19 protein-coding genes and 2 riboswitches are annotated in these 24,489 nt (G+C 67.1%); of the genes, 5 read left to right on the forward strand and 14 right to left on the reverse strand.

The genetic code is table 11. From position 1 onward, the window contains the following. The first annotated feature begins 54 nt into the window (after positions 1-54). The 5 genes from ASF34_RS15725 (at position 55) to ASF34_RS15745 (ending at position 4,889) form a co-directional block, all read left to right on the forward strand. On the forward strand, positions 55-993 hold the full coding sequence (locus ASF34_RS15725; RefSeq protein ID WP_056162264.1) for an alpha/beta hydrolase: 939 nt from the start codon (positions 55-57) through the stop codon (positions 991-993). A gap of 370 nt (positions 994-1,363) precedes the next feature. Beyond that, positions 1,364-2,728, forward strand: a complete 1,365-nt coding sequence (locus ASF34_RS15730) for an FAD-binding domain-containing protein (RefSeq protein ID WP_056162267.1) — start codon at positions 1,364-1,366, stop codon at positions 2,726-2,728. Further along, positions 2,725-3,396 carry a DUF2461 domain-containing protein gene (locus ASF34_RS15735; protein ID WP_056162270.1) on the forward strand — a complete coding sequence of 224 codons (672 nt, stop codon included), beginning with the start codon at positions 2,725-2,727 and terminating at the stop codon, positions 3,394-3,396. The genes ASF34_RS15730 and ASF34_RS15735 overlap by 4 nt, the downstream gene beginning before the upstream one ends. Before the next feature lie 159 nt (positions 3,397-3,555). Then, entirely contained in the window at positions 3,556-4,044 is a 489-nt protein-coding gene (locus ASF34_RS15740; protein WP_056162272.1) for a DUF892 family protein, read from the forward strand. A 188-nt stretch (positions 4,045-4,232) separates the two neighbouring features. Then, the gene (locus ASF34_RS15745) at positions 4,233-4,889 is read left to right on the forward strand and encodes a TetR/AcrR family transcriptional regulator (protein WP_056162276.1); all 657 of its coding nucleotides are present in this window, start codon (positions 4,233-4,235) and stop codon (positions 4,887-4,889) included. 160 nt (positions 4,890-5,049) lie between these two features. Here the strand turns inward: ASF34_RS15745 and ASF34_RS15750 are convergent, their stop codons facing one another. From ASF34_RS15750 to ASF34_RS15815, 14 genes are all read right to left on the reverse strand, one after another. Then, the gene (locus tag ASF34_RS15750) at positions 5,050-6,231 is read right to left on the reverse strand and encodes a DUF1624 domain-containing protein (RefSeq protein WP_056162279.1); all 1,182 of its coding nucleotides are present in this window, start codon (positions 6,229-6,231) and stop codon (positions 5,050-5,052) included. Further along, a complete protein-coding gene (locus ASF34_RS15755) occupies positions 6,231-8,312 on the reverse strand; it encodes a TonB-dependent siderophore receptor (RefSeq protein ID WP_373320883.1) in 2,082 nt (693 codons plus the stop codon). The genes ASF34_RS15750 and ASF34_RS15755 overlap by 1 nt, the downstream gene beginning before the upstream one ends. Positions 8,313-8,449: 137 nt before the next feature. Beyond that, positions 8,450-8,648, reverse strand: a riboswitch (cobalamin riboswitch). Positions 8,649-8,744: 96 nt separating this feature from the next. Further along, on the reverse strand, positions 8,745-9,287 hold the full coding sequence (locus ASF34_RS15760; RefSeq protein ID WP_238279381.1) for an AAA family ATPase: 543 nt from the start codon (positions 9,285-9,287) through the stop codon (positions 8,745-8,747). A gap of 2 nt (positions 9,288-9,289) precedes the next feature. Continuing rightward, positions 9,290-10,252: a DUF6925 family protein gene (locus ASF34_RS15765; RefSeq protein WP_056162285.1), complete on the reverse strand. Its 963-nt coding sequence runs from the start codon at positions 10,250-10,252 to the stop codon at positions 9,290-9,292. After that, entirely contained in the window at positions 10,227-11,045 is an 819-nt protein-coding gene (locus tag ASF34_RS15770) for an ABC transporter ATP-binding protein (protein ID WP_056162287.1), read from the reverse strand. Before ASF34_RS15770 ends, ASF34_RS15765 begins: the two co-directional genes overlap by 26 nt. After that, positions 11,042-12,052 carry a FecCD family ABC transporter permease gene (locus ASF34_RS15775; RefSeq protein ID WP_409567156.1) on the reverse strand — a complete coding sequence of 337 codons (1,011 nt, stop codon included), beginning with the start codon at positions 12,050-12,052 and terminating at the stop codon, positions 11,042-11,044. Before ASF34_RS15775 ends, ASF34_RS15770 begins: the two co-directional genes overlap by 4 nt. Positions 12,053-12,072: 20 nt before the next feature. Further along, entirely contained in the window at positions 12,073-12,924 is an 852-nt protein-coding gene (locus tag ASF34_RS15780; RefSeq protein ID WP_056162295.1) for an ABC transporter substrate-binding protein, read from the reverse strand. 8 nt (positions 12,925-12,932) lie between these two features. Beyond that, positions 12,933-14,885: a TonB-dependent receptor plug domain-containing protein gene (locus ASF34_RS15785; RefSeq protein WP_443136543.1), complete on the reverse strand. Its 1,953-nt coding sequence runs from the start codon at positions 14,883-14,885 to the stop codon at positions 12,933-12,935. A gap of 148 nt (positions 14,886-15,033) precedes the next feature. Then, positions 15,034-15,245: riboswitch (cobalamin riboswitch) on the reverse strand. Between the two features lie 250 nt (positions 15,246-15,495). Continuing rightward, on the reverse strand, positions 15,496-18,663 hold the full coding sequence (locus tag ASF34_RS15790) for an efflux RND transporter permease subunit (RefSeq protein ID WP_056162300.1): 3,168 nt from the start codon (positions 18,661-18,663) through the stop codon (positions 15,496-15,498). Beyond that, a complete protein-coding gene (locus ASF34_RS15795; RefSeq protein ID WP_056162303.1) occupies positions 18,660-20,156 on the reverse strand; it encodes an efflux RND transporter periplasmic adaptor subunit in 1,497 nt (498 codons plus the stop codon). The genes ASF34_RS15790 and ASF34_RS15795 overlap by 4 nt, the downstream gene beginning before the upstream one ends. Then, on the reverse strand, positions 20,153-20,548 hold the full coding sequence (locus ASF34_RS15800) for a FixH family protein (protein ID WP_056162306.1): 396 nt from the start codon (positions 20,546-20,548) through the stop codon (positions 20,153-20,155). Before ASF34_RS15800 ends, ASF34_RS15795 begins: the two co-directional genes overlap by 4 nt. Before the next feature lie 82 nt (positions 20,549-20,630). Beyond that, positions 20,631-21,026: a hypothetical protein gene (locus tag ASF34_RS15805; protein WP_056162309.1), complete on the reverse strand. Its 396-nt coding sequence runs from the start codon at positions 21,024-21,026 to the stop codon at positions 20,631-20,633. A gap of 106 nt (positions 21,027-21,132) precedes the next feature. After that, entirely contained in the window at positions 21,133-21,687 is a 555-nt protein-coding gene (locus ASF34_RS15810) for a metallophosphoesterase (RefSeq protein ID WP_056162311.1), read from the reverse strand. 475 nt (positions 21,688-22,162) lie between these two features. Further along, a complete protein-coding gene (locus tag ASF34_RS15815; protein WP_056162611.1) occupies positions 22,163-24,172 on the reverse strand; it encodes an ATP-dependent nuclease in 2,010 nt (669 codons plus the stop codon). Positions 24,173-24,489 lie beyond the last annotated feature (317 nt).

The raw sequence follows: 24,489 nt of genomic DNA on the forward strand, positions 1-24,489 counted from the left end.
CGTCCGCATATATGGGTCACCTGAACCGATTATCGGCGATAGGAAGCGCGTATCATGACCTTCAGCGATCTCGTGACCCAGCGGCTCGACCAGTGGGCCGGCAGCCTCCAGGACCTCGGCCCCGTCATCCTCGGCGAGAACAGGGACGTGACCCTGACTCAGATCCGGCGCTCCTACATCGACAAGATGGCGGAGCATCCGACGCCCGACGGCGTTCGGATCGAACCTGTCGACATGGGCGGCGTCCCGGGCACTCTCGTGACGCCGGAGGACGTCGCCGGCGACCGGGTGCTCTTCTACATCCACGGCGGAGCCTACATCGTCGGAGGACCGGGCGGATATTACGGCTTGGCCGGCGCCTTCGCCAAGGCGATGAAGGCGCGGGTCTACCTGCCGGATTACAGGCTCGCTCCGGAGCATCCCTTCCCGACCCCGATTGAGGATACCTTCGCCGCGTACCGTTGGTTGATCGACCAGGGCCAGGACCCACGGTCGGTCACCTTCGCGGGCGACTCCGCGGGCGGTGCCATGGTGGTCACGGTGATGGTCATGGCCCGCAACGCCGGCGTGCCGCTACCCGCGGGCGGGGCCGCCCTCTCCCCGTGGGCGAACCTGGAGCATACCGGCGCATCCATGTTCAACCGCGAGGGCCTCGATCCGCTGAACACCAAGGCGGGCCTCGACCTGATGGCTCGAACCTTCCTCGGCGGCGCCCTCCCGAACAGCCCAGAGGCTTCGCCGGTTTTCGCCGACGTCCGAGGGCTACCCCCGATCCTGGTGCAGATCGGCGAGGCCGAATTGATGCTTAGCGACGCCATCCGGCTCGCATCGCACCTGGGCGAGAACCGCGTTCGCGTCTCGCTGGAGATATGGCCCGGCATGTTCCACGTCTGGCACATGTTCCACGCCGAACTTGCGGACGGACAGGCGGCGGTGGCGAACGCCGCTTCGTTCCTCGGACAGGCCATCTGTTCGGCGCGCGTCGGATCGTGAACGAACGAACCGCATGCGCTTCGTAGGCGGTCATCGAAGTCGGGCTGCGCGACCACTTGAGGGATGCCGCCGGGAGGGATCGACCTCTTGCATCCCCTGAATGCCGACTGACGGCTTCGCGACTCAGGCGCCCGAAAGCGGACGGACCGCAAACCACCCAACCCGGTCGTAGAGCGGACGGACGGGTCCCGACCCAACCCAGCCGCCAAACTCGTCATCAGCGCTTCCCATAAGCGGTCGTCCGTCGGCCGTCCGGCCACTACGGCTCGGGACAGGCCCGGACTTTAGCTTTTGGGCAAGAAGCGGACGATCCGCATTCTACCTGCGACCCCGATATTGAAATAGTACGCCATCGTCCTATTTCATTCCGATGCATGCTACGACCGTCCGACAATCCGATTGCAGGGTCCTTCTTTGGCTTGCCGAAGATCTGAGGCTTGAGGACAACCTTGCCCTCCGGCGGGCCATGACCGGCTACGGGGGCTTCACGGTGCTGCGCATCGCCCCGGAGGGGCGGGGGCGACCCAGGCGGACTCCGCATCGGCGCGCCCTTGAGGAGGCAGCCGAGGCGCGACTTGAGGCGCATTTCTCGGCCAAAGGCATACCTTTCGAGGTGCGCGGCCCTGGTGACGACACGTCCGTCGCGGCGGCCTGTCGGCGGCATGGATGTTCCGTGGTCATCCGCAACGCCGCCGATGGCATGGCCGCGGAACTTGCCCATCACCGGCGATGGGCGGACGAGTTGGCGGCGGCTTGCATCCCGTTGCTGACCGTCAACGGCGAGATGATCCGTCGCAAGGGAGCGGGCGGAGCTAGACCCGACGTGCCGTTCCTGTCCGATGCGGTCGAGGTCGCACCGGGGGCGCTGCCGGACGATCACCCGATAGCCTTGTTGCGGGCCTTCCTCAGGGTCCTGCCGGATCGGGATTACCTGGCCAGCATGTGGATGCCGGGCCGAGACCGGCTGAGCACAAGCCTACTATCGACCCACTTTGCGGCGGGCACCTTGTCCAGCGACAGGGCGAGGGCCGAAACGGAGGCGGCGGAACGCGCCTGGCATCGCGCGAACCCGGGTCAGGCCCGGACAGTCGCGGGGAAATCCTTCGGCGCCTTCAAGGGGCGCGTCCGCTACCGTCCCGGCTTCCTGACGACCTTCTCCCGCTATGAGGACGATCTGCGTCCGCTCCCGATCACGCCGGAGATGCGGCGCAGGGTCGAAGTTTGGCGGGACGGGTGCACCGGCATCCCCATGCCTGATGCGGCCATGCGCGAGCTGAAGGCGACCGGCTGGATCAATTTCCGCCTCCGTCAGCTTGCCGCCTCTTATGCGGTGCAGCTCCTGGGCTTGCCTCCGTTCGAGGTCGGAACGGTACTGGCGGAGTTGTTCGACGACTACGAGCCCGGCATCACCTGGCTCCAGGTCGCGATCAACGACGGCCGGGTCAATCAGGATCGTGGGCCGCGCATCCTGAACCCGGTCAAGCAAGGCCGCGACCTCGACCCCGACGAGAGCTACGTCCGCGCCTGGTTGCCCGAACTGGCCAGCCTTCCGGCCGGGTTCGCCCACGAGCCATGGCTGCATCCCGCATCACCCCTGCCGCCGCCCCTGGTCGACCACCTGGCCGCCGCTCGCGCGGCTCGCGCGGCTTGGGGGGCGAAGTCACCCGCGCTCGGGGCGCGTCCTGTTCACGAAACCCCATCGTTCGATTTCGGCGAAAGGAATGCCCCCAGATGATTGAGAAGCACACCTTCGACTTCCTGAAGGGCATCGCGGCCCACAACGACAAGGAATGGTTCGAGGAACATCGGGACGACTACGAGCGTGCGAAGTCCAACCTCGTCGAGGTGGCAGGTCTCCTGATCGACGCGGCATCACGCTTCGATCCCAAGGTGAAGAAGGCGAACGCCGAGCCGACGAAGTGCGTGACCCGCATCAACCGGGACATGCGCTTCGCCAAGGGCAAGCCGCCGTACAAGACGGACCTGTTCGTGATGCTCAACGGTGTCGGCGACTACCAGGGGTCGGCCTCGTACTACCTCCATGTCGAGCCCGGGGCCTGCTACGCGGGTGGGGGCATCTTCACGACCGAGCCGAAGGCGCTCGACAACATCCGCAAGCGGATCGCGGCCTCGGTGCCGAAATGGACCGGTGTCGTCGAGTCCCGCGAGATGAAGGCGATGTTCCCCGACGGGCTGACGAGCCCTGGCGAGCTCAAGCGGGCGCCTCAGGGGTACGATCCCGACCACCCGGCCATCGAGTACCTGCGCTTGAAGGGGTTCTGCGCCAACCGCAAACTGACGAACAAGCAAGTCCAGGGTGACGACGCCCTCGATGTGGTCGTCGAGACCTTCGCGGCGGCCCAGCCCCTCGTGGCCTACCTCAACGACGCCATCGTCGGCTGACGGACCTGATCGAAAAACCGGAACCGGCCAGGAACCATGGGCCGAAACGCGACTTCTCATAATAGGACGACATCGTCCTTTTAATGCTCCAAGTATGGTGCGCGGACCGCTCCGCTCCCGGCGTGGCGGACCACACGACCCAACAGACAGGCAGTTCGAATGTCCCGCGAGACGATCAAGACTTGGTACATCGCCGGCCTCCAGGCCTACCGTTCGGCCTCTGAGCAGGGCAAGGCGGCAGCCTCGCAGGCCGAGGGGCAGTTCACCGATCCGGAGTTCAAGAAGCTGGCCGGCGAAGGCGCGGCGCTGTGCGGCCGCCAGCAGCAGGCGATGATCGACTTCCTCAAGGAGCTCGACACCCAGCCGAACGACTTCAAGGACCGTATCCAGGCCGGCATCGCCGAAGGCACTGAGATGTCCGTCAAGGCTGCCCAGGACGACGAGACACGCGACGTCGCCATCGGCTTCGGTGCCCGAGCCGGCCTGACCTACGTGGCCACAGCGTTCCAGTGCCACGTGATTTACGCGAAGGCACTCGGCCTCTCGAAGCAGGCCGAGGAGTTCGAGCGCCTCGGCCAGGAGAGCAAGGCGCTGGAAGAGCGTTACGCAAAGGCCGCCGAGGCCGCGGTCGGCAAGCAGGCCGCCTAGCACTCGGGCGATAGGGATCACGGGGCCTTCGGCCTCGTGATGACGGCGACCGGCCGGCGCTCCGCCCCCTCGCGCAGGTCGCTCGCCGCTCACCATCACAGATGGACGGCCGTGCGGGACGCCTTGGCTTGGCCGTTCGCACGCACCACCTTCGGTGCATGCGTCCCCCAGCGAAATCGGCTCCGATCTTGGACCAATCCGGCAAGCGTACCCCCGTCCATTCGTCGCCGGACCGCCCGCGGCGTGGACGCCCGCGCGCCGACCAGGCCGGGCAGATCGAGGAACGCATCATCACTGTCGCCTCGTCCCTGTTCCTGGAGCAGGGGTTCGGTCGCACGACGGTCGACCAGATTGCGGAGCTCGCCCACACGGGCAAGACGACGCTGTACGGGCGCTTCCCGACCAAGGAGGCCCTCTTCTCGGCGGTGGTGCTCCGCTACGTCGACGTGTTGCAGGCCCGGATGGCCATCGTGCCCACGAGTGGGTCGTTGAAGGAGCGTCTCGTCCAGGTCGGCATCGAGCTCGCGAACCTCACCCTTGCCGAGGAGAGCATCGCCCTGATGCGCCTAACCATCGCCGAGGCGAAGGCATTTCCCGAGCTCGGTCGTGAGGGATTCCGGATCGGTTTCGGGGGGTGCGTCAGCTGCATCGCCGAATGCCTGGCGACGGATGCCTCCGACGCAGCGCTGGCCGAGGCCACCCCGACGGCGGTGCGGTTCGTCGAGATGGCCCTCCACCCCCTCTACATGCACGCCTTCTCCGGTGCAGACCTTTCCGGGTTGTGCGAGCGGGCGACCCGAGACGTGCCCGAAGTCGCCGAGATCCTGTTGAGCGGACGATGTTGATGTCCGCTTGAAGCATTTGGCGACCGAAAACGGTCTCGCCGCTTCCACCCAACCCAGTCGTTGACCTCTGCCTCAACAGGCTGGGCGCGGACCTTCTGAGGGTCGGCAAGGGGCCGGGAGTGGGCCCAGGGAACGGGTTCTATCCGTCAGATTTCCTCCACTAGAGATACCTGAGCCAGGCGATCTCGCGTCGGGATGCCTTGAAGCGCGAGAACCAGGCCGTCGGCCAGTAGAGGGGCACGACCAAGCCGACGTACCAGACCAGCACCCACCCGTAATCTGCCACGCCGAACACGCTGCCCTGCGTCGGGCCCCAGATGGCGGCGGCACCGTGATACAGGAGCCGCAGGATCGTCAGGTGGAGCAAGTAGAAGAACATCGGCGCACCGCCGAACACTGCTAAGGCCGCGACGACTGGGGCGTCGCGCCTTCGTTCAAGCGCGACGACGAGCAGCGCCCCGATCCCGAGCGTCAGCAGCAGGAACAGCAGCGAAGGGGGATACTTCGTCAGCGAAACGAAGCTCATCGTGGTTCGAAGCGCGTCGCCCTCGACGGCGAACCAGGGCATGTCGCCGTAGCCGTTCGCCAGACGTAGGATCACGAAGGCAATGAACATCCCGCAGCCGAGAGCCACAAACCGGCGCTCGCGGGTTTGCGCCGCGACGGTGGGCAGAAACCACGGGCCGACCGCGTAGCCGAGCACAATCACGCCAATCCACGGGAGCACGGGATAGGTCGTCTTGGCGACCAGCCCGAACGGCAGCGCGATGACGTCACGCTGGTGCAGCATCGCCCAGACCGGGAAGAACGGTTGGTGAGGCTGGAGGTGGATCGGGTCGAGGAGGTTGTGGCCACCGACGATCAGCAGTCCGACCGCGAGGAGGACAGGGCGTGGAAGGCCGACCAGCACCGCCAGGACGATCATGCAGACGCCGATGCACCAGATCACCTGCAGCCAGAGCGTCGGACTGGCGACGCCCCAGTACAGTTCCGAGAGGTAGAGGACCTCCAGCGCCATCAGCACGAGCCCACGCTTCAGCAGGTAGGCCCGTGTCTCCGCCAGTGTATGCCTGGTACCGAACAGGTACGCAGCCACGCCGGTCAACGCGATGAAGATGGGCGCGCACAGGCTGACGAGGAGGCGGGCCAGGGCCACGGCCGGCAGGGCAGCCCGTGCGTCGACCGGGTCGGCCACGGGTACGTGCAGGAACCAGGTCTCGCGCAGGTGATCGAGGAGCATCAGTACCATCACCAGTCCGCGTAGGGCATCGATGGAGGCGATGCGGGCGGACAGGGGCGATAGACTGACCGACGCCTCTGGCGGCTCCGGACGCTCGCCCATCAGAACCGCGCCGTCATGCTGACGGTGACGCGCCGCGGTTCACCGACGCCGACCCAGAAGGTGTTGTAGGAGCGCTCGTAGTAGGTCTCGTCGAAAATGTTGTCGACGTTCAGCCCGAAGCGCAGGTTCTCGTAGCGGTAGTAGGCCAGCGCGTCCGTCAAGACGTAGCCCGGCAAGCGGAAGCTCTCGACGCCGCTGTCGCCGAGCCGCGAGCCGATGGCGCGGAACCCGCCGCCGATCCCAAAACCCTTCCAGTCGCCCGCCTGGACCTCGTAGATGCCGAGCAGCGAGCCGCTGTGGCGTGGAATGTTGAGCAGCGGTGATCCGACCCTTAGCACCTCGTCGCGGGTGACCGCCGCGTCGATGAAGGCGTATCCGCCAATCACCCGGAACTCGGGCGTGACCTGCCCAACCAGGCTGACGTCGAAGCCCTGGCTGCGCACCGCCCCGGCGGCGATCTGGAAGAAGAAGTCTGCCGGGTCGGTGGTGAGTACGTTCTCCTTCTCGATGTGGAAGGCGGCGGCCGTCACGCTGAGGCCGTCGAACAGGTCGAGCTTGGTCCCGACCTCGTAGGCGAACCCGGTCTCGGGCGCGAAGGGCCGCGACGCGCTATCGAAGCCGGTGTTGGGGCGGAACGAGGCGGCGACGTTGCCGTAGAGCGCCAGGAACGACAGCGGCTGGTAGACGAGACCGGCCCGCGGCGAGAAGCCGGTACGGTCCTGCTCGGTGCGTTCGTTCGCGACCTTGTCGCGGAAGGTCTGGTTGTAAAAGTCGGTGCGGTTGCCCAGCAACAGCTTCCATTCCGGGCTCAGGGCGATCTGGTCCTGGAGGTAGACCGCCGTGTTGCCGACGTTCTCGCTGGCGCTGTAGCGGCGCGTGAACGGAGGCTTGGCCTGCCCGTAGACCGGGTTGAACAGGTCGATGGCGAAGGGGTCGAGACGCGGGGTCGAGCGCAGCAGGTTCTCGGTGCTGTTGTAGCGCTCGTGCTCCAGGCCGAGCAGCAGGGTGTGGGCGATGGGCCCGGTCTCGAAGCGCCCGACGAGTTCGGCCTGGCCGATGGCGACGCCCCAGGTGAAGTCGTGCTGGCGGAACTCGCGCAAGAGCGTGCGCCCGTCGTCGAGGATCCCGGTCGCGCCGGTCTGCAGGCCGGTGAGGCTACCGGTGTTGAGGTGCGTGGCGACCCGCAAATGCCAGTTGGTGTTGAAGGCGTGCTCCAGCCGCACCTGCAGCAGCGCGCTCTCGGACACGGAATCGTCGCCCGGCTCGCCGAAGAAGCGTGAGCGCGGGACGAGGCCGAGGCGGTTGTTCACCGCGACGGTGCCGCGGTCGAAGGTCTGGCGGTTGCGCAGGTACTGCGCCTCGAACGTGATCTTGGTGTCGGGGGTGACCTGCCAGCTCACCACCGGCGCCAGGAGCACCCGGTCGCCGTCGACGTAATCGCGAAAGCTGTCCTGGCGGGCGAGCGCGCCGTTGAAGCGATAGAGGACGCTGCCGTCCTCGCTCAGCGCGCCGCCGGCATCGACCGTGGTGCGGGCGGTGCCGAAGCTGCCGAACAGCGTGCCCATCTCGACGAAGGGTCGCGCTACGGGCTGCTTGGTCAGGATGTTGACGGTGCCCCCCGGATCGCTGCGGCCGTAGAGGGCTCCGGCCGGGCCCTTCAGGACCTCGATGGACTGGACGTTCTGGGTGTCGGGGGCGCCGTTGTAGCCGCGGGCGATGTTGAAGCCATTGAAGAAGATGTCCTGGGTCGCGAATCCCCGAACGGAGTAGAGGGCGAGGTTCTGAGCGCCAAAATCGTTCTGCTTTCCGACCCCGGGCACGTAGTCGAGCGCGCGCTCGACGCGGGTCGCGGCTGTGTCAATCAGGACTTCCCGGGGGATTACGTCGACCTGCTGCGGCAGGTCGAGGCGGGGCGTGATCGTCTTGGTGCCGCTGTAGAGGTCCGGCACCCGGTAGGTCGGCGTGGCGGTGAGGGTCCCCTCGACCGAGAGCGCGTCGAGCACCACGGCGGTCTCCTCAGAGCGCGCCCCCTGGGCTGCGACGGCGGTGGGGATCGCGCAGGACAAGGCCAGCACGGACATCAGCGGGATGGACGGTGAACGGGACACGTTGATGGGCCTCGGGCGACGGCAGTGGCACGTCACCGCGAACGAGGCCGAACCACGCGCAACGCGCATGCTTCCGCACCCGCCGGGGCACCCCGCCCAGCGTGTCTCGCGTGTGACCACGACTGACGGCAGGTCTCCTGGCTCGCGGGTCACTGCCCTTCACCGTCTTCCCGAGCGAGGCCGCTCAGTGACGTCGGTGGCGAAGGGCTCGCCGCTTACAGTTGCGGGGGCAGCCACGGCGTTGGGGCTACCCCCGCACCGCGTTCCCTTTTGATCCTCCGGGGAGGAACCGTCACGGCCGAGGTACCATGCCGACGCCCATGCCCGTCAACGGACCAAATGCAATGCACGAGGGGTTATGCCCTGCCGGCAACACTTGGGAGAATGGATCGCGCACTCCGTCCGTCAGCTCAGCACCTCGACCTGCTCCGGCGGCAAGCTACGCCACCAAGCGTCCGGGGATCGGAAAACCTCGTAGGTGAACCGGAGGACCTCATCCGGCTGGCGATGCGACGGGTCCACGCGACCACGCTCCGCGTTGCGGGACTTGAGCACCTCCCACGGCACGTCGAACACTTTCCACTCCACGGTGAGCTCGTGTCGGGCGACGATCCCGAGCTCGCGCTCGAACACGGGTCTGGTGAGATGGGTGTCCGCCATCACCACGCTGAAGGCGCTCGTCAGGGCGGCATCCAAGGCTGCTTCCTTGACCCGGTGCAGGAGGTCCCGGGCCGCATCGCCATGTAAGCCCTGCCTCAGTTCCCAGTAGACCTGCCGGTGCGGCGGCCAGAGCGTCTGCCGGAAGTCGTCGAGGGTGAGGTGAACCCAGCCGTCGAGAGGGTCGAAGCGGCGGGCGTAGGTCGTCTTCCCCGCGCCCGGGCAGCCGATCAGGCCGATCACCCTCTGGGGTGCCCCCGGAAGATTCCTGCCGGGCACCGTCCGGGTCACGGTCAGGCCGTCGCCTCCGCATCCTCGTCGTCGCTCGCCGAGCCCTCGATGATCTCGCCGCGCAGGTAACGAGCCTGGGCCTCGGCGACCCGGCGTGCGCCCTGGGCGTGGCGGGTCGACACCGTGCCGCCGGGCGCCTCGGGCCCGCCGCGCTTGATCGCCACGAGTTCCGGATCACCCCAATGGTCGAGCATCGCCTGGAACGCTTCGTAGCGGTCGGTATCGAAGGCGATGCGGTCGCCCATCATGTCCTTGTAGGGATGGGCCGGGTGCAGGCCGGCGCAGGGGACCCAGCCCGCCGGGATCGGGGTCGTGGCGGCATGGGTCCGACCGCTGCGCAGGAGCTTGGGCAGCACATGCGTATGCGGACCTTCAGGACTGGTACCGCCGGGGCCAGGGATCGAGGCATAGACCTCGACGCGCCCGACCCGCGCCAGGAACACCCGGTGCGGGCTCATGGCGACGAGATGCGGCCCAATAGGGTTAGCATGGTCAAACAGGGGCATGCCGACGCCGGCCCGCAGCCGCTCGACGGCCTCCGGATCGCGCACCCGCACGCAGGCATCCACGGCGAGCAGGCCGAGGCCGAGGTCGAACAGGATGTCGTCGCGATCCTCGACCCGGGCGGCGTTCCGGTCGGGCCCGAGTTCCGTCACCACGGTCCTGCGGTTCATCGTGCATGTCGCTTCCGGCAGGCAGAGGGCGACCGCGTGGTTCCAGCCCGAGGCGACCGCGGTCTCAAAGGCGATTGGCCTCAGGTCGGAACTCGGGGTCAGGGCGATGGCGCCGCGCGCGGTCGCAAGTCCCAGGCGCTCGTCCGGCAGCGCCACGACGGGTTCGTCGGGATCGCGCATGAACTCGGCGATGGCACCGAAGCTGCCAAGGCTCCAGGCCGTGGTTGGATCGGCCAGTGCACCGCGCAGAAGGGCGACGGTGGCATCAGGGCTGTTTGGGGAAGGCTGCATCGATCTCCTCCGTATGGGGCCCCGAACGGTTCCAGGGCAGGATGTAGGCGGTTCCGTCCGGTCCAGCCCCACGGCAAACCGTGACGCCGAACACGTCCGAAAGTAGCCGGTCGGTCAACGCAACGTCCGGGTGTCCATCGGCGGCGACACGTCCCTCGCCCAGGACCACGATCCGGTCGCAGAACCGGGCCGCGAGGGAGAGGTCGTGCAGGACGGCCACGACGCCGGTGCCGGCCAGGGCCACGCTCCGCAACAGCGTCATGGCGTCGAGCTGGTGGGCAGGGTCGAGGGCGGTGATCGGTTCGTCGGCCAACAACCACTCCGCTTCGACGGCGAGCGCCCGCGCCAGCAACACGCGCATCCGCTCGCCGGTGGACAGGGTCGGTTCGGTCCGCTCGGCGAATCGCGCAACATCGGTCCGTGTCATCGCTCGGTTTATTGCGGCGTGATCGGTGCCATCGAGGCCACCGAACGCGCGTCGATGCGGCAGCCTGCCGAGGGCGACGAGGTCACGCACCTGCATCGGCCAACCAGCCCCCGTGCCCTGGAAAAGGACCGCGATGCGCTTGGCGCGCGCGTCGCGGGAGATGCCCTTGAGCGCCATACCGTCGAGATTTACGCGGCCCTTGGTCGGGGCGACCAAGCCCGCGAGGGTGCGCAGGAGGGTGGTCTTGCCAGCGCCGTTCGGACCGACCAGACCGACGAGGGTCCCGCGTTCCAGGGACAGGGTGATATCCGACAGGATGGCACGCCCGCCGAGGCGGACATCGAGGGCTGCGGTCGCGAGGCTCATGCGCCGCGCCCTCGCTCACGCAGGAGGAGCACGATCAGGAACGGTGCCCCAACGAGCGCAGTCACCACACCGAGCTTGAGTTCCGGGCGCGTCGCCAGGAGACGAACGCCCAAGTCCGCGGCAAGCACCAGAGCGGCCCCGGCGAGGCCGCTCGGCCATAGGCTGGCGCCGGGACGCGCGCCTACCAGTGGTCGCACGAGGTGGGGCACCACGAGGCCGACGAAGCCGATGGCGCCGCTGACGGCGACGCCACTGCCAATGGCCAGCGCCGCGCCCGTGACGAGGCGCAGACGGACTGAGACCAGATGGAAGCCGAGGCTCGAAGCTGTGTCCTCGCCCAGCGTCAGGGCATCCAGCGCGCGGCCGGTGGACAGCATCAGGCCCCAGCCGACCGCCATCAACGGCAGGCATAGCCAGACATGGTCCATGCTGCGGTCCGCGAGCGACCCCATCAGCCAGAACACGATCTCCAGGGCCGCGTAGGGGTTGGGCGACAGGTTGAGCGCCAGCGCCGTCATGGCGCCGGCGAGGCTCGACAGGGCGACGCCGGCGAGGATCAATCCCAGGGTGGTGCCGCCTCTGGCGGCGACAAGGTTCAGGGCGAGCGCCGCCACGGCGGCGCCGGCGATCCCGCCGAGCGGGAGGGCCAGGCTAAGCGAGGCTGCGAAGCCGCCATAGAACACCACCACGGCCCCGAGGGCCGCCGCGGAGGAGATGCCGAGGATGCCGGGATCGGCGAGCGGGTTGCGCAGGTAGCCCTGCATCGCCGCCCCGGTCAGCCCAAGGCTGAAGCCGACAAGGCTGCCGAGCAAGGCACGAGGTAGGCGCAGTTCCCAGAGCACCAGCGCCGGGAGGGTCGCCCGTCCGGCGATGAGGTCGCCAGCCGCCGCCGGGACGTCGAAAGGGGCATACCCGACCGCGATGGACGCGACCGTCAGGACGAGCACAAGCAGGCCGAGTATCGAGACGACCGCGCGGGGTCCGACGACCGCCCGGTCGACCCGCATGGGAGGCGGGAGGGGAGCGTTCATCGTGCCGCCCGTTGGTGTGCCGCCGCAGCGAGCAAGGCCACGACCTCGGCGAACTGCGGACCTGGACAGGTCCAGAGCCGGTTCGGAATTGAGACGGTACGCCCCTGCCGACGTAGCGCGTCGAGGACGGGATGGTGCAGCAGGGCATCGGCCAGCGACGGCGCGCCGGGCTCCCCCTCGTCGAGGACGATGAGGTCGGCGTCGGCGAAGGCCGCCGCTTCCAGCGGGACCTGGCCGAAGCGGTCGCGACCGAGTTCTGCCGCAACGTTGACGAGGCCGGCGGCGCGGATGATCGCATCGCCAAGGCTGCCGGGTGCGACCGTGAAGGCATTCGGGCGCATGACGAGTGCCCGCAACGGTTTTGCCGCCGGCACCACCTGCGCCAGCCGCGCGTCGAGGTCCGCGACCATCGCCTCGCCGCGCGCCGGGTGCCCGAGGGCCGCGGCGACGGTCCGGATCTGGGCCCGCACCCCCTCGAAGTCGTTGGGTACGCCGAGTTCGAGAAGGGGGAAGCCGACGCGCTTGAGCAGGCCCACCGTGGTCCGCGTCGTGAAGGCTCCGGCCACGACGAGGTCGGGCCGGAGCGCGACGATCTCCTCCGACAGGCCACGGGTCACCGCGATGCCGGTGGCCTCCCGCGCGACGGTGGAGCTGCGCGGGTCATGGGCGAGGTAGGTCACTGCGGTGACCTGGTCGCGGTCGGCGAGCCGCAGGACCAGCTCGTCGGCGCAGAGGTTCATCGAGACGACGTGGACCGGATGCGCCGGCTCGTCTGCCGCCCACCCCGCACCTGACAGACCAGGCCAGACCGCAATCGCTAGCGCAGCCAGCGTCCATCGCATCGACATCGCAATCCTCAGAACGTCGTCACGCGGACGCCGCCGTACACGGCGAGGCCCGGCCCGAGGAAGCCGGTGGGGTTCTCGTAGCGGCGGTCGAACAGGTTATCGATCCGGCCGAACACACTCACCGTCTCGTTCACATCGTAGTTGACCGCGAGGTTGACCAGGGTGAAGCCCGGGTTCTTCAGCCTCTGGATCGAGAAGTCTCGGTTTCCGTCTACGAAGTGGCCAAGCACGATCACCGTCCCGCTGAAGCTCAGGCCGGGGATCGGCGTCCACTGAGCGGTGGCGCTGCCCTTGTGGCGGGGCCGGCGCAGGAGCTCCTGGTTGGTAATCTCATTCTTGGTCACGGTGTTGGTGTAGTCGACCCGGCCCGAGAGCGTGTCGGTGAACCGGACCGCAACGAAGGCCTCGGCCCCGTAGGATTCGGCTCGCCCGACGTTCTCGTTCGAGGTGAAGCTGGCGTTGGTGTTGATCAGGTTCTTGAAGTCGTTGGCGTAATAGGTCGCGCCGACGAGAACGCGCTCGCCGAGCGGCTGTTCGAAGCCGGCATCGTAGCCGAGGCTCTCTTCCGGCTTGAGGTTGGGGTTGGCGAAGAAGTTGAACGCCGGGAAGCTCTGGAACAGCTGGCTCAGGGTCGGCGCCTTGAAGCCGGTGCCGACGCTGCCTTTGATCCGCGTGTCGGTGAACGGCAGGATGTAGCTCGGGGCGACGCGGAACGTGGTGGCCGGTCCGAAGGCGTCGTTCTCGTCGTGGCGAACGTTGGCGACGAAAGAGGCACGGTCGAACGGCGTCAGCTGTATCTCGCCGTAGCCGGCGGTATTGCCGTTCCTGGCCCGCAGGTTGCCGGAACCGAACGGGTTCGGATCGGTGGTCGACAGGCTCTCGTCGTCACGCTGCGCGCCGAACAGAACGAGGTTGCCGGGCGAGAGCTGGTAGTCGCCGCGGTACTCGTACCGCGTGCGCTCGCCGAGGCCGGCGGTCGGGAGCGGGTTGAACGGGTCGTACGCGTTCTGGACCTGGCGGTTGTAGAGGTTCGAGTAGTTGATCGCGAAGACGTTGTGGAAACCGGCGAACGGTGTCCACTCGGCCTCGTTGCGGGTGAAGACTTGCTGCACGTCCGCCTGGCTGCGCAGGCCGCCCAGCGTCACCGGGAAGGTGCCATAGTCGTCGCCGCTGAAGAGCAGCTTCGAGTTGATGAACCGCGTGATCGAGTTGATTCGGAACGTGTCGGTGAACTGGTAGCCGAACTTCGCCGAGACGGTCTCGTTGTCGTAGTAGTTCGGGCGGGTCGTCGTTCCTGGGGCGACGAGGTTGGGCGGCGTCACAGGCGTTGCGGCAGCCCGGAGATGCTGGATCGACACCGAGTAGTCGAAGCCGTTTTCCGACCCGCTGATCCGGCCGCTCTGGTTGAACGTTCCGAATGAGCCGCCCTCGATCCGCGCGGTTGCCCTGGCCGGTCCTTCGCCACGCTTCGTCGTGAAGGAGATCGCGCCGCCGATGGCGTCGCTGCCGTAGAGGCCGCTCTGGGGACCCCTGAGCACCTCGATGCGGGAGAGGTCGTCGGTCAGGAGTTGCCCAAAGTCGAAGGAGCCGTTCGGGTTCGACGGGTCGGTCGCGTCGATGCCGTCGATGAGCACCTTCACGTGGTTCGAGTTCGAGCCGCGGATGAATACCGAGGTCTGACCGCCCGGGCCGCCGGTCTGCACGACGTTGAGGCCCGGCACCTGCTGGAGGGCATCCGGGACGGTGCGGCGCTGCTGGGCCTCCAGAGTGGCGGCGGTGAGCACGGTGACGCTCGATCCGACCTGGTCGACGGGCGTCGGCACGCCGGTGGCGGAGACGGAAAGCTCGGAGAGCGTGACGGCCGCCTCTGCCCCGCGCGGGACGTCGGCGAAGGGGGCGGCGGTCTGCTGCGCCAGGGCGGATACGGGAAGGGAGGCGCAGGCGAGCGCGAGCGTGCGCAAGCACGCGGATCGAGAGGGGAAGGACACGGGACAAGCCTCGGGCGACGTCTGTGGCACGTCACCGCGAACGAGGCCTGGGCGCTTGCCTGCCGTAAGGACAGCCGAACGCCTCGACACCCATCAGGACACCCCGCCCGATGCGTTTCGCGTGTGACCACGACTGACGGCAGGTCTCCTGGCTCGCGGGTCACCGCCCTCTCATCGTCTTCCCAGGCCCGAAGACCCAGTGACGTGTTGATGATGGGCTCGCCGCTTACAGTTGCGGGGGCAGCCGCGGCTTCGGGGAGGCCCTTTCGGACCTCATCCTCACCGCGTTCCCTTTTGATCCTCCGGGGAGGAACCGTCGGAGATAAGGAGCGCGATCAAAGCGTCCGCCGTCAATGGCACGCAAAGGCTTTCCGACGATGTGTGCCTGGAAGGTTACAGGTCAGCACTTACGAAGGTTTGCCTCGGTGCTATGCAGCGTCCGCTTTTCAAAAATTCGGCCCGAAAGCAGACCTTCGCATAACCACCCAACTCAGTCGTTGACTTCTGCCTCGACAGCTTTGGAGCGGACCTTCCGAAGGTCGGCAAGGGGTCGGGAGTGGGCCCAGGGCATGGGTTCCATCCGTCAGATTGTTCCTAACGTTAAAAGTCGGGCCTCGGGGTCAATGGCATTCGGTTCGGACCGTGGCAGGCCCCATCCTTTCACGAGCCCGTAGACCGCCGGGATCACGACCAGGGTCAGGATGGTGGACGAGACCATGCCGCCAATCATCGGCACGGCGATCCGCTGCATCACCTCAGAGCCCGACCCGGTGCTCCACAGGATGGGCAGGAGCCCGGCCATGATTGCGACCACCGTCATCATCTTCGGGCGCACTCGCTCAACCGCGCCGACCATGATGGCTCGCCCCAAGTCCTTTTGGGTGAACGCCCTCCCGTCGCGGTCGCATCCTGCCCGGATCTCGGCCAGCGCGTGGTCGAGGTAGACCAGCATGATTACGCCGGTCTCGGCCGCGACGCCGGCCAACGCGATGAAGCCGACGGCGACCGCCACCGACAGGTTGAAGCCCATCCACCACATCAGCCAGACCCCACCGACGAGGGCGAAGGGCAGCGACAGCATGACGATGAGCGTCTCGGTGAGCCGACGGAAATTGAGGTAGAGCAGCAGGAACACGATCAGCAGCGTCAGCGGGACCACGACCTTGAGCCGGGCCGTCGCCCGGTCGAGGTACTCGACCTGTCCGCTCCACTGCACGAGGGTGCCTTGCGGGAGGCTCACCTCTTTGGCGACCGCCGCCCTGGCCTCGGCGACGTAACCCCCGAGGTCGCGATTGGCGACGTCGACGTAGATGAACACCGCGAGCTGGCCGTTCTCGGTGCGGATCTGGGTCGGGCCGCGGTTCAACTGCACCTTGGCGACCTCGCCGAGCGGTACCGTGCCCCCGTCCGGGATCGGCACCTGCACCTCGTTCGCGATGGACCGCGGGTCGGAGCGGAAGGCCCGGGGGTAGCGCACGTTGACGGTGTAGCGCTCGCGGCCCTCGACCGTGTTGGTGACGCTCTCGCCGCCGAGCGCCATGGCGATCACGTCCTGCACGTCGCCGACCGTCAGCCCATACCGGCCCAGCACCTCGCGGTCGGGGGTGATGTCGAGGAAGTAGCCGCCCTGGACGCGTTCGGCGTAGGCGCTCGACGTACCCGGGACAGCCTTCACAACCGCCTCGACCTGGCGGGCGACCTTCTCCATCTCGGTGAGGTCCGTCCCCAGCACCTTGATCCCGACCGGCGTACGGATGCCGGTCGAGAGCATGTCGATCCGGGCGCGGATCGGCTGGGTCCAGGCATTCGAAACTCCGGGGAACTGGAGTGCCGCGTCCATTTCGGCTTTTAGGCTCCTGGTCGTGACCCCGGGGCGCCACTCGGCCTTCGGTTTCAGGTTGACGATGGTCTCGAACATCTCGCTCGGCGCCGGGTCGGTCGCGGTATTGGCCCGTCCGGCCTTGCCGTAGACCGAGGCGACCTCGGGGAACGACTTGATGATCCTGTCCTGGGTCGCCAGCAGGTCACCGGCCTTGGTCACCGAGATGCCCGGCAACGTGGTCGGCATGTACATCAGGGTGCCCTCGTCGAGGTCGGGCATGAACTCCGACCCGAGCCGGCTCGCGGGCCACGCCGTCGCCGCCAGGACGACCACGGCCAGCAGGATGGTGACGACACGCGCCCGCAGGACGCCGGCGATGAGGGGGCGGTAGACCCAGATCAGGAGTCTGTTCACCGGGTTACGGTGCTCTGGGATGATCCGGCCGCGGACGAACAGGACCATCAGCGCCGGGACGAGGGTCAGTGACAGCACCGCCGCCGCCGCCATCGCGAACGTCTTGGTGAAGGCCAGCGGCCCGAACAGGCGCCCTTCCTGGCTCTCCAGGGTGAAGATCGGCAGGAAGCTGACCGTGATGATCAGAAGCGAGAAGAACAGCGACGGCCCGACCTCGCTTGCCGCCTCGATCAGGATCTCGACCCTGGGTTTGTCCGGCGGCGCCCGTTCCAGGTGCTTATGGGCGTTCTCGATCATCACGATGGCGGCGTCGATCATGGCGCCGACCGCGATGGCGATGCCGCCGAGGCTCATGATGTTGGCACCGAGCCCCAAAACCCTCATGCCCGCGAACGCCATCAGGATGCCGACCGGCAGCATCAGGATCGCCACCAGCGCACTGCGGACGTGGAGCAGGAACACGACGCAGACGAGGGCGACGATGGCGCTCTCTTCGATCAGCGTACCCTTGAGGGTCTCGATGGCCGCCTCGATCAGGTGCGAGCGGTCGTAGACCGGAAGGATCTCCGTGCCCTTGGGCAGGCTGGCGGCGACCTCGGAAAGCCGGGCCTTCACGTTGTCGATCACGTTCAGGGCGTTGGCACCGAAGCGCTGCAGGATGATCCCGCCGGCGACCTCGCCATCGCCGTTCATCTCGGTGATGCCGCGGCGCTCGTCGGGGCCGAGCTCGACCTTGGCGACGTCCTTCACCCGCAGGGGCGTACCCGCCTCCGTCTTCAGGACGATGCTCTCGATGTCGGCGACGCTCCTGAGGTAGCCCCGCCCCCGGACGACGAACTCGAACTCGGAGAGCTCGACGGTGCGGCCGCCCACGTCGGCGTTGCTCGCCCGGATGGCCTCACGGAGTTTCGTCAGGGTGATGCCCTGCGCCCGCAACCGGTTCGGATCGACCACGACGTTGTACTGCTTCACGAAACCGCCGACACCGGCGACTTCCGCCACGCCCTCGGCGCGGGACGCCCCGAAGCGCACGACCCAATCCTGGAGCGAGCGGAGCTCGGCCAGCGTGCGTTCCTTGGCGACCACGACGTACTGGTAGACCCAGCCCACCCCGGTGGCGTCCGGTCCGAGGGTCGGGGTGACGCCGGGCGGCAGGCGCTTGGCCACGGTGTTGAGGTATTCGAGCACCCGGCTGCGGGCCCAGTACGGGTCGGTGCCGTCCTCGAAGATCACGTAGACGAACGAGACGCCGAAGAACGAGAAGCCGCGCACGACCTTCGACCGGGGCACCGTCAGCATGGCGGTGGTCAGCGGGTAGGTGACCTGGTCCTCGATGACCTGGGGCGCCTGCCCGGGGTACTCGGTGTAGACGATGGTCTGGACGTCCGAGAGGTCCGGGATCGCGTCGAGCGGCAGGGTCTTCAGGGCGTAGAGCCCCGCTCCGACGGCGAAAACGGTCCCGATCAGGACGAGCACCAGATTCTTCGCCGACCAGGCGATCAGTCGGGCGATCATGGCGCCTTCCCCTCGACGGCGGCCTGCGGGCGCGGCTCGGGCTCGGAGAGCCCCTGCAGAGCCGCCTTCAGGTTGCTCTCGGCATCGATGAGGAAGTTGGCCGACGTCACCACCCGCTCGCCCGCGGCGATGCCATCGCGGATCTCGACGTAGCCGTCGCCGCGGGTGCCGAGCCTGACCGGTCGGGGCTCGAAGCGGCCCTCGCCCCTGTCGAGCAGGACGACTTGTTTCGTGCCGGTGTCGATGACCGCGTCGTCGGGCACTGCCACCACCGGCTTGTCGCTCCCCGTGGCGATCGTCACGTCGGCGAACATGCCCGGGCGCAGGTCCCCGTTCGGGTTGGGCAGCTCGATGCGCAGGCGGGCGGTGCGGGTCCCCATGGCGAGGTGCGGGTAGATCCGGGTCACCGCGCCGGTGAAGACGCGGTCCGCGAACGTCCTGGCGCGCACGGTCGCCGTCTGGCCTTCGGCCACGGCCGCCAGGTCGCGTTCGGTCACGTCGGCGAGGACCCAGACCCTGGAATGGTCGACGAGCTTGAACAGCGTGTCGCCGGACTTGGCGCGCATGCCGTCGGAGACGTTGCGCTCGACCACGACGCCGTCGCGGGGCGCCGACCACGTCATGGTGGAAGGCACCTTCCGGGTGCGCTCGATCTCGTCGATGACCTCGGGCGGGATGCCGAGGTTCTCCAGGCGCCGGCGGGCGCCCTCGTAGCCGATGCCGGTGAGGTACTGCGCGGCGGCCGCGTTCATCTCCGACGAGAACAGGCGCAGGAGGGGCTGGCCCTTGTGCACGTGGTCGCCGGTGGTGACAGCCTCGACCTTCTCGATGAAGGCGTCGGTACGCATCGCGATGACCGAGATCCGGCGCTCGTCCTCTTCGATGGCGCCCGGCGCCCGCACCGGCATCGACAGGACGCGTCGCTCGACGACCGCCGTCCGGACCCCGGTGCGTTGGAGCTTGCCGGGCGAGATTTTCACGGTGCCGTCGTCGGTGTCCTCCCCCTCATAGACGGGGAGGTAGTCCATCCCCATCGAGTCCTTCTTCGGGGTCGGCGAGGTGTCGGGCAGGCCCATCGGATTGCGGTAGAAGTGCACCTTGCGGGCGCTTGCAGGGGGCGTGGCCTGAGCCATGGCCATGTCGCCGCGCCCGGCGTCGGGCATTGCCTCCGCCTCGTCGGGTTCGTCGAAGCGCACGTCCTCGCTCGCGTGGACGGCGCGATAGTCTCGACCGTCCGCCGTGCGCTTGGGCTCGGAGGCGTAGTCCGGCTTCCCGTCCGGGTCCCGGTAGTAGACGACTGGTCCCGTCGCCTTGGCCGGGACCCGAGCGGGCACCGAAGAGGGCTGCCGGGTTCCCGGCAGCCAGTGGGCGAACCCGGTCCGCGCCTGCTGGACGAGCGCCGGCACGGGGCTGCCCTCATGCCCCGCGCCATACCCCAACCCCCCCGCCGCGAGCGCTGCGAGGGTCCCGGCTGCCCAAGCCGACCGGCTCACTTGGTGGCCTTGAACACCAGCCTGTTCTCGACGGTGCCGGTCTCGCCGGGGACCTTGGCCCCGAGCGAGAGGCGCCAGCCGCCGGCCATCGTCAGCTTCGCCTTGAACCGGTAGAGGCCCGGCTCCGGCGACGGCATCTGCTCGATCTTGGAGGTCATCTCCTCCATGCTGTCGGGCGCCATGTCGATGCGCTTGGCGAAGATGACGGCGTTCGGCACGGGCTTGGACGTGCGCTTGTCGACGAGGCGGACGTCGAGGATGGCCTCGCCCTGCTTGGCCTCGTCCTTCACCAGCTGGAACTCGTAGTCCTTGGTGTCGGCCCGGGCCGCGGCAGTGAGGGCGAGGCCGAGCAGCGCAGCCGTGAGGGCGCGCGAAAACGATGTCTTGGACACGGTCGATGATCTCCTGAAAACGATGGGACCCGGGCCTTCAAGCGCGCGGGATCGGCCGGCGCAGGCGCCGGCGGCATCGGGTTCAGGCTCGGGGAGGCTCGGTGGGCGGCCCTTGCGAAAGGCTGTCGAAGGAGGCGGTGACGGCCCAGGCGGGTCCCTCGACGCCGGCAACGCGGCCCGGAAGCCCGAGGGCGACCGGCAGTCCGGTGGCGACCTTCGCCAGGCAGAGCGCCATTAGGGGGCAGCCCTTCGAGCAGTCGGGCATGTCCGGCCGCTCCTTGGGGCAGCACGGCATCTCGTCCATGGCCATCCCGGCCATGTCATCCATGGCCTCGTCAGACATCGCCATGGCGTGACCTTGAGCGGCCGTCGGCGCGCGCATGCCCGCGGCGGCCGCGGAGGCGGTCACCGGCGCAAGGGCGAGGCTGAGAACCGCCAGGAGCGGAAGCAGCCGTCGAAGGGCGATCCAGAAGGTCACGGAATGACGATGCCATATTGCGGGGCGGTGAGGAAGCGAAGGATCCGCGGCGTGCATTCCTCCGACACGGGGGGCCTCCTCCCTACCCCGTGAGGCAGGCTTGGCATCACGCTGACGAGCGGGTTGCAGGGGCTTCCGCCATCCTCGCCATGATCTCACCGAGGGTGACCGGCGCCCAATCCCAGCAGTCGACGCCGACGTCGAGGCTTGTCCGGGTAGCCGGAATGCCGCCGTGGGAATGGCCGTAGACGTGAAGGTCGCCGTGCCAGGCATTAGGCCACGTCACGTGCGCATAGTGGCTCGCCCAAAGGGCGACGCGTTCGGGCATCCCCGGGTCCTGGACGAAGACCCGTTGGACGTCGACGACGGGTCCGGCCCATTGGAGGCGGTCACCAAGTCCGAAATCGTGGTTGCCCCGGATCAGATGGATGCGGCCGTGCAGGCGCGCCTTGATGGAGGCGGCGTAATTCAGGCCGCACTTGTAGGCGAAGTCGCCGAGGTGCCAGACGATGTCATCCGGTCGGACCGCCTTGTTCCAGGCGGCGACCAGGGCCTCGTCGTGGGCCTCGATGGTCTCGAACGGTCGGGGTCGGGGCATGCGTGGACTGAGCATGCTCTTGTGCCCGAAATGGGTGTCGGCGGAGAGAAGTGTCCTTGTCATCGTAGCCTCCGAAATGACGGAGGCCTTCTCGCTTCGCGCGGCGCTCCAGGGTCAGGGGTGAGGGCGGAAGTCCCTGGCTTTCATCGGTCGAGCGCTCCTGTCGCGAAGTGTCGATCGCATCGTCCGTGTCTCTCCCGCAAGGGGACGGCGACCCGGATCCACCGGCCAGGGCTGTCCGTTGGCCGCTCCCCGTCCGATCACCCCTGCTTCCCGGGTGCTTCTTCATCGGCCGCAGGAGCGATCCGTTTTCGAAGCGGCGGCCCCGACGAGGGCCGCCCACCCATGGTTAAGGAATCCTTGATTCCGGAAGCGAGCAACGGGAAGCGCATCCTGCGTCCCGCTTCCATCGGAGTCGAGTTCGACCGCGTCAGCGCCTCGGATTATCGTGAATTCCGCCACCATGGCGACCCGCATAGCGAACCGTGACGACGAGCACCGTGGCCTCAATCGATGCCTGTGTTGTCCGGCGATGCCCCTACTTGAGAGCGGCGTTCATGGCGGTGATGAGGGCTTTCCACCCCTTGCGTTCCAAGGCGCTCAGGTCCGATGCCTCGTGCTCGCGTGCCCAGCGCAGGAAAACCTTGGCGAGCTTGTATTTCGAGAAGCCTGTGACCTCGGCCGTGAAGATATCGACCAAAGGCCGTGCGACCTGCGTCGATGCCTTGGTCTCTATGTCCCATCCGAGCTCGGACTTCGCGACCTTCACAAGGGTATCGCGAAGCAGGTCCTCGATCTCCGCCTTCGTGACCTTGCCCTCGCAGTAATCCTTCGTTCGAAGAATGGCCTTCTGCCCGAGCGTATGGACGAGGGTGTCCTGGCTTGCCACCTGGTCGCCGGCCGTATCGGAGTCGAGAAGGGCGGCTACCTTGAGCTTATGGGCATGCAGGATGGTGGCGAAGTACACGACCTTGCTCGCACTTCCGGCCGGAATGAGCGAAATCTTGTCGTTGAGCTTGACCTCCCCCGCGGCTCCCATGAGGGCCGCGACGGCCTCGACGTACCAGAAGTCCGTGAGACCTTCGAGAACGAGGTTGCGCTGGTTCGCGAACAGGCTCTGGGCCAGATCGTAGCCGAGCGCTTCCTGAAGCGGGAGGAGTGCCGCCTGGTCTCCGGAGGTAACCGAGGTATGGACCTTGGTGCCCTCGTTCCGGTCCGTCATCTGGACTACGCGTACGAGATCCAACTCGTCGGGCCCGACGAGGAACGGCGAATGGGTCGTGTAGATGGTCTGGTTCTTATGGGCCAGCCGGGAGATCGTCTCACGGAAGGTCCTTTGCTTGAGCGCGTGCAGGCTCAGCCCGGGCTCGTCGAGCAGCAGGATGGCATTGCTGTGCTTGCCTGCGGCTTCGGCGAAGAACACGACGAAGAACGAGACGAGCCACTGGAAGCCTTCCGAACGCTGGTCGAGTTCGATCTCGACGCCCAGGTCATCCTCGACGGCGACCTTCAGGTACTGCCCGTCCGCCTGGACCTTGAGCCTGTCCGCCTCGACCCTGTTGGGGTCGGGGTTCCAGATCGACCTGATCTCCTTCGTCAACATCACGCTCGCGGCGTTGAGTTGGTATCGACGCTTGTCGAGTTGGTCCCTGTATTTCTGTAGCTTGCCCGGTTCCCCCTGATCGGGCTCGTCAGCCTTTCCGAGATCGGACAGCTCCTTCGGGGTGAAGCCGAGCAAATTCAACAGGCAGGAATTTCCGTAGTCGTACTGATCGTCATCGAGCAGGTTGTTCTCAAGCCGCTCGGCCAAATGAGCCAGGTGAATGATCGGGCGAACCCGGAAATAGTTACTGAACAACACTAAGACCGGAACTCGTTTCTCAAGTGCCTTCAGAACAGTGTCCTGGCTTCCAGCCTTTTCGATCTTGTCCTGCAGAGTTACGAGCCGTTGGGTCTCGCGCTCGTTGTCCTCGTCGACAAGTATGAGCGCGGTCTTCAACCAGTTTGCCGTGGCCGTGCAGAATTCCGAGTTGAGGTAGCTTCCCCTTCTCAGGTCCTTTGTGATCACCGATAACGCCGCACCGGGAAGGGCTTTGCCCTCAACCTTGGCACGCTCATCGACATGGGCGGCCAAGCGCAGCAGATCGTTTTCCACGTCGGAGTACGACGGCACGGCAGGGCCGTTGCGCAAGTAATGAACGCCGCGATTGCTGAGATATCGCTCCAGCACATAATCGGAGTTGTGATACTCCGATGGAATAGCCGACCTATCATCGTCGTCGAGCTCGTACACGCCTGTAGCGACGATTACGTTCTCGGGGCTGACCGCGCCTCGCGTGATGTCGTTGTAGAGCGCCCTGGGATAATCGCGCAGCGGATCGAAGCCCTTTACGCCATCCGGCTTCTTGAGGCGCTGCAGGGCCTGGAGGATCGCGGTCTTGCCGGCTTCGTTCGGGCCGACCAAAATCGTTTTCCCGGGCTCCACCGTGAACTCCCCGGTGTCCCTGATGCTGCGATAGTTGCGGACTCGCGCGCTCTTCAGTCTCATGGCCGTCCAGGTCGTCGCAGGCATTGTGTCCGGCACGGATCGCCGACCATCTCCGCCATCGGTCATGGCTCACCGCCTACCATGGGAAACAAGTAAGCTTGGCCAGAAAGCCAACACGGCAGAACCCTGTTGGTTGCTGATTTCGTGCGACTTTTGTTCCCCGTTCGTGCGTCGGAAGCGGTCTCGACGACCTGAGACCGACGCCGGACGCTGTAACCCATGTTTGACGGCACCTTCCGCGATTGCGTCAGGATCAGATCAGGGCATTGGGATGCGGACGGAGCAGAGCACAGGAGCCTGACACAACCTTAGCTGGA

The organism is Methylobacterium sp. Leaf106 (genome assembly GCF_001422895.1).
GTDB lineage: Bacteria > Pseudomonadota > Alphaproteobacteria > Rhizobiales > Beijerinckiaceae > Methylobacterium > Methylobacterium bullatum.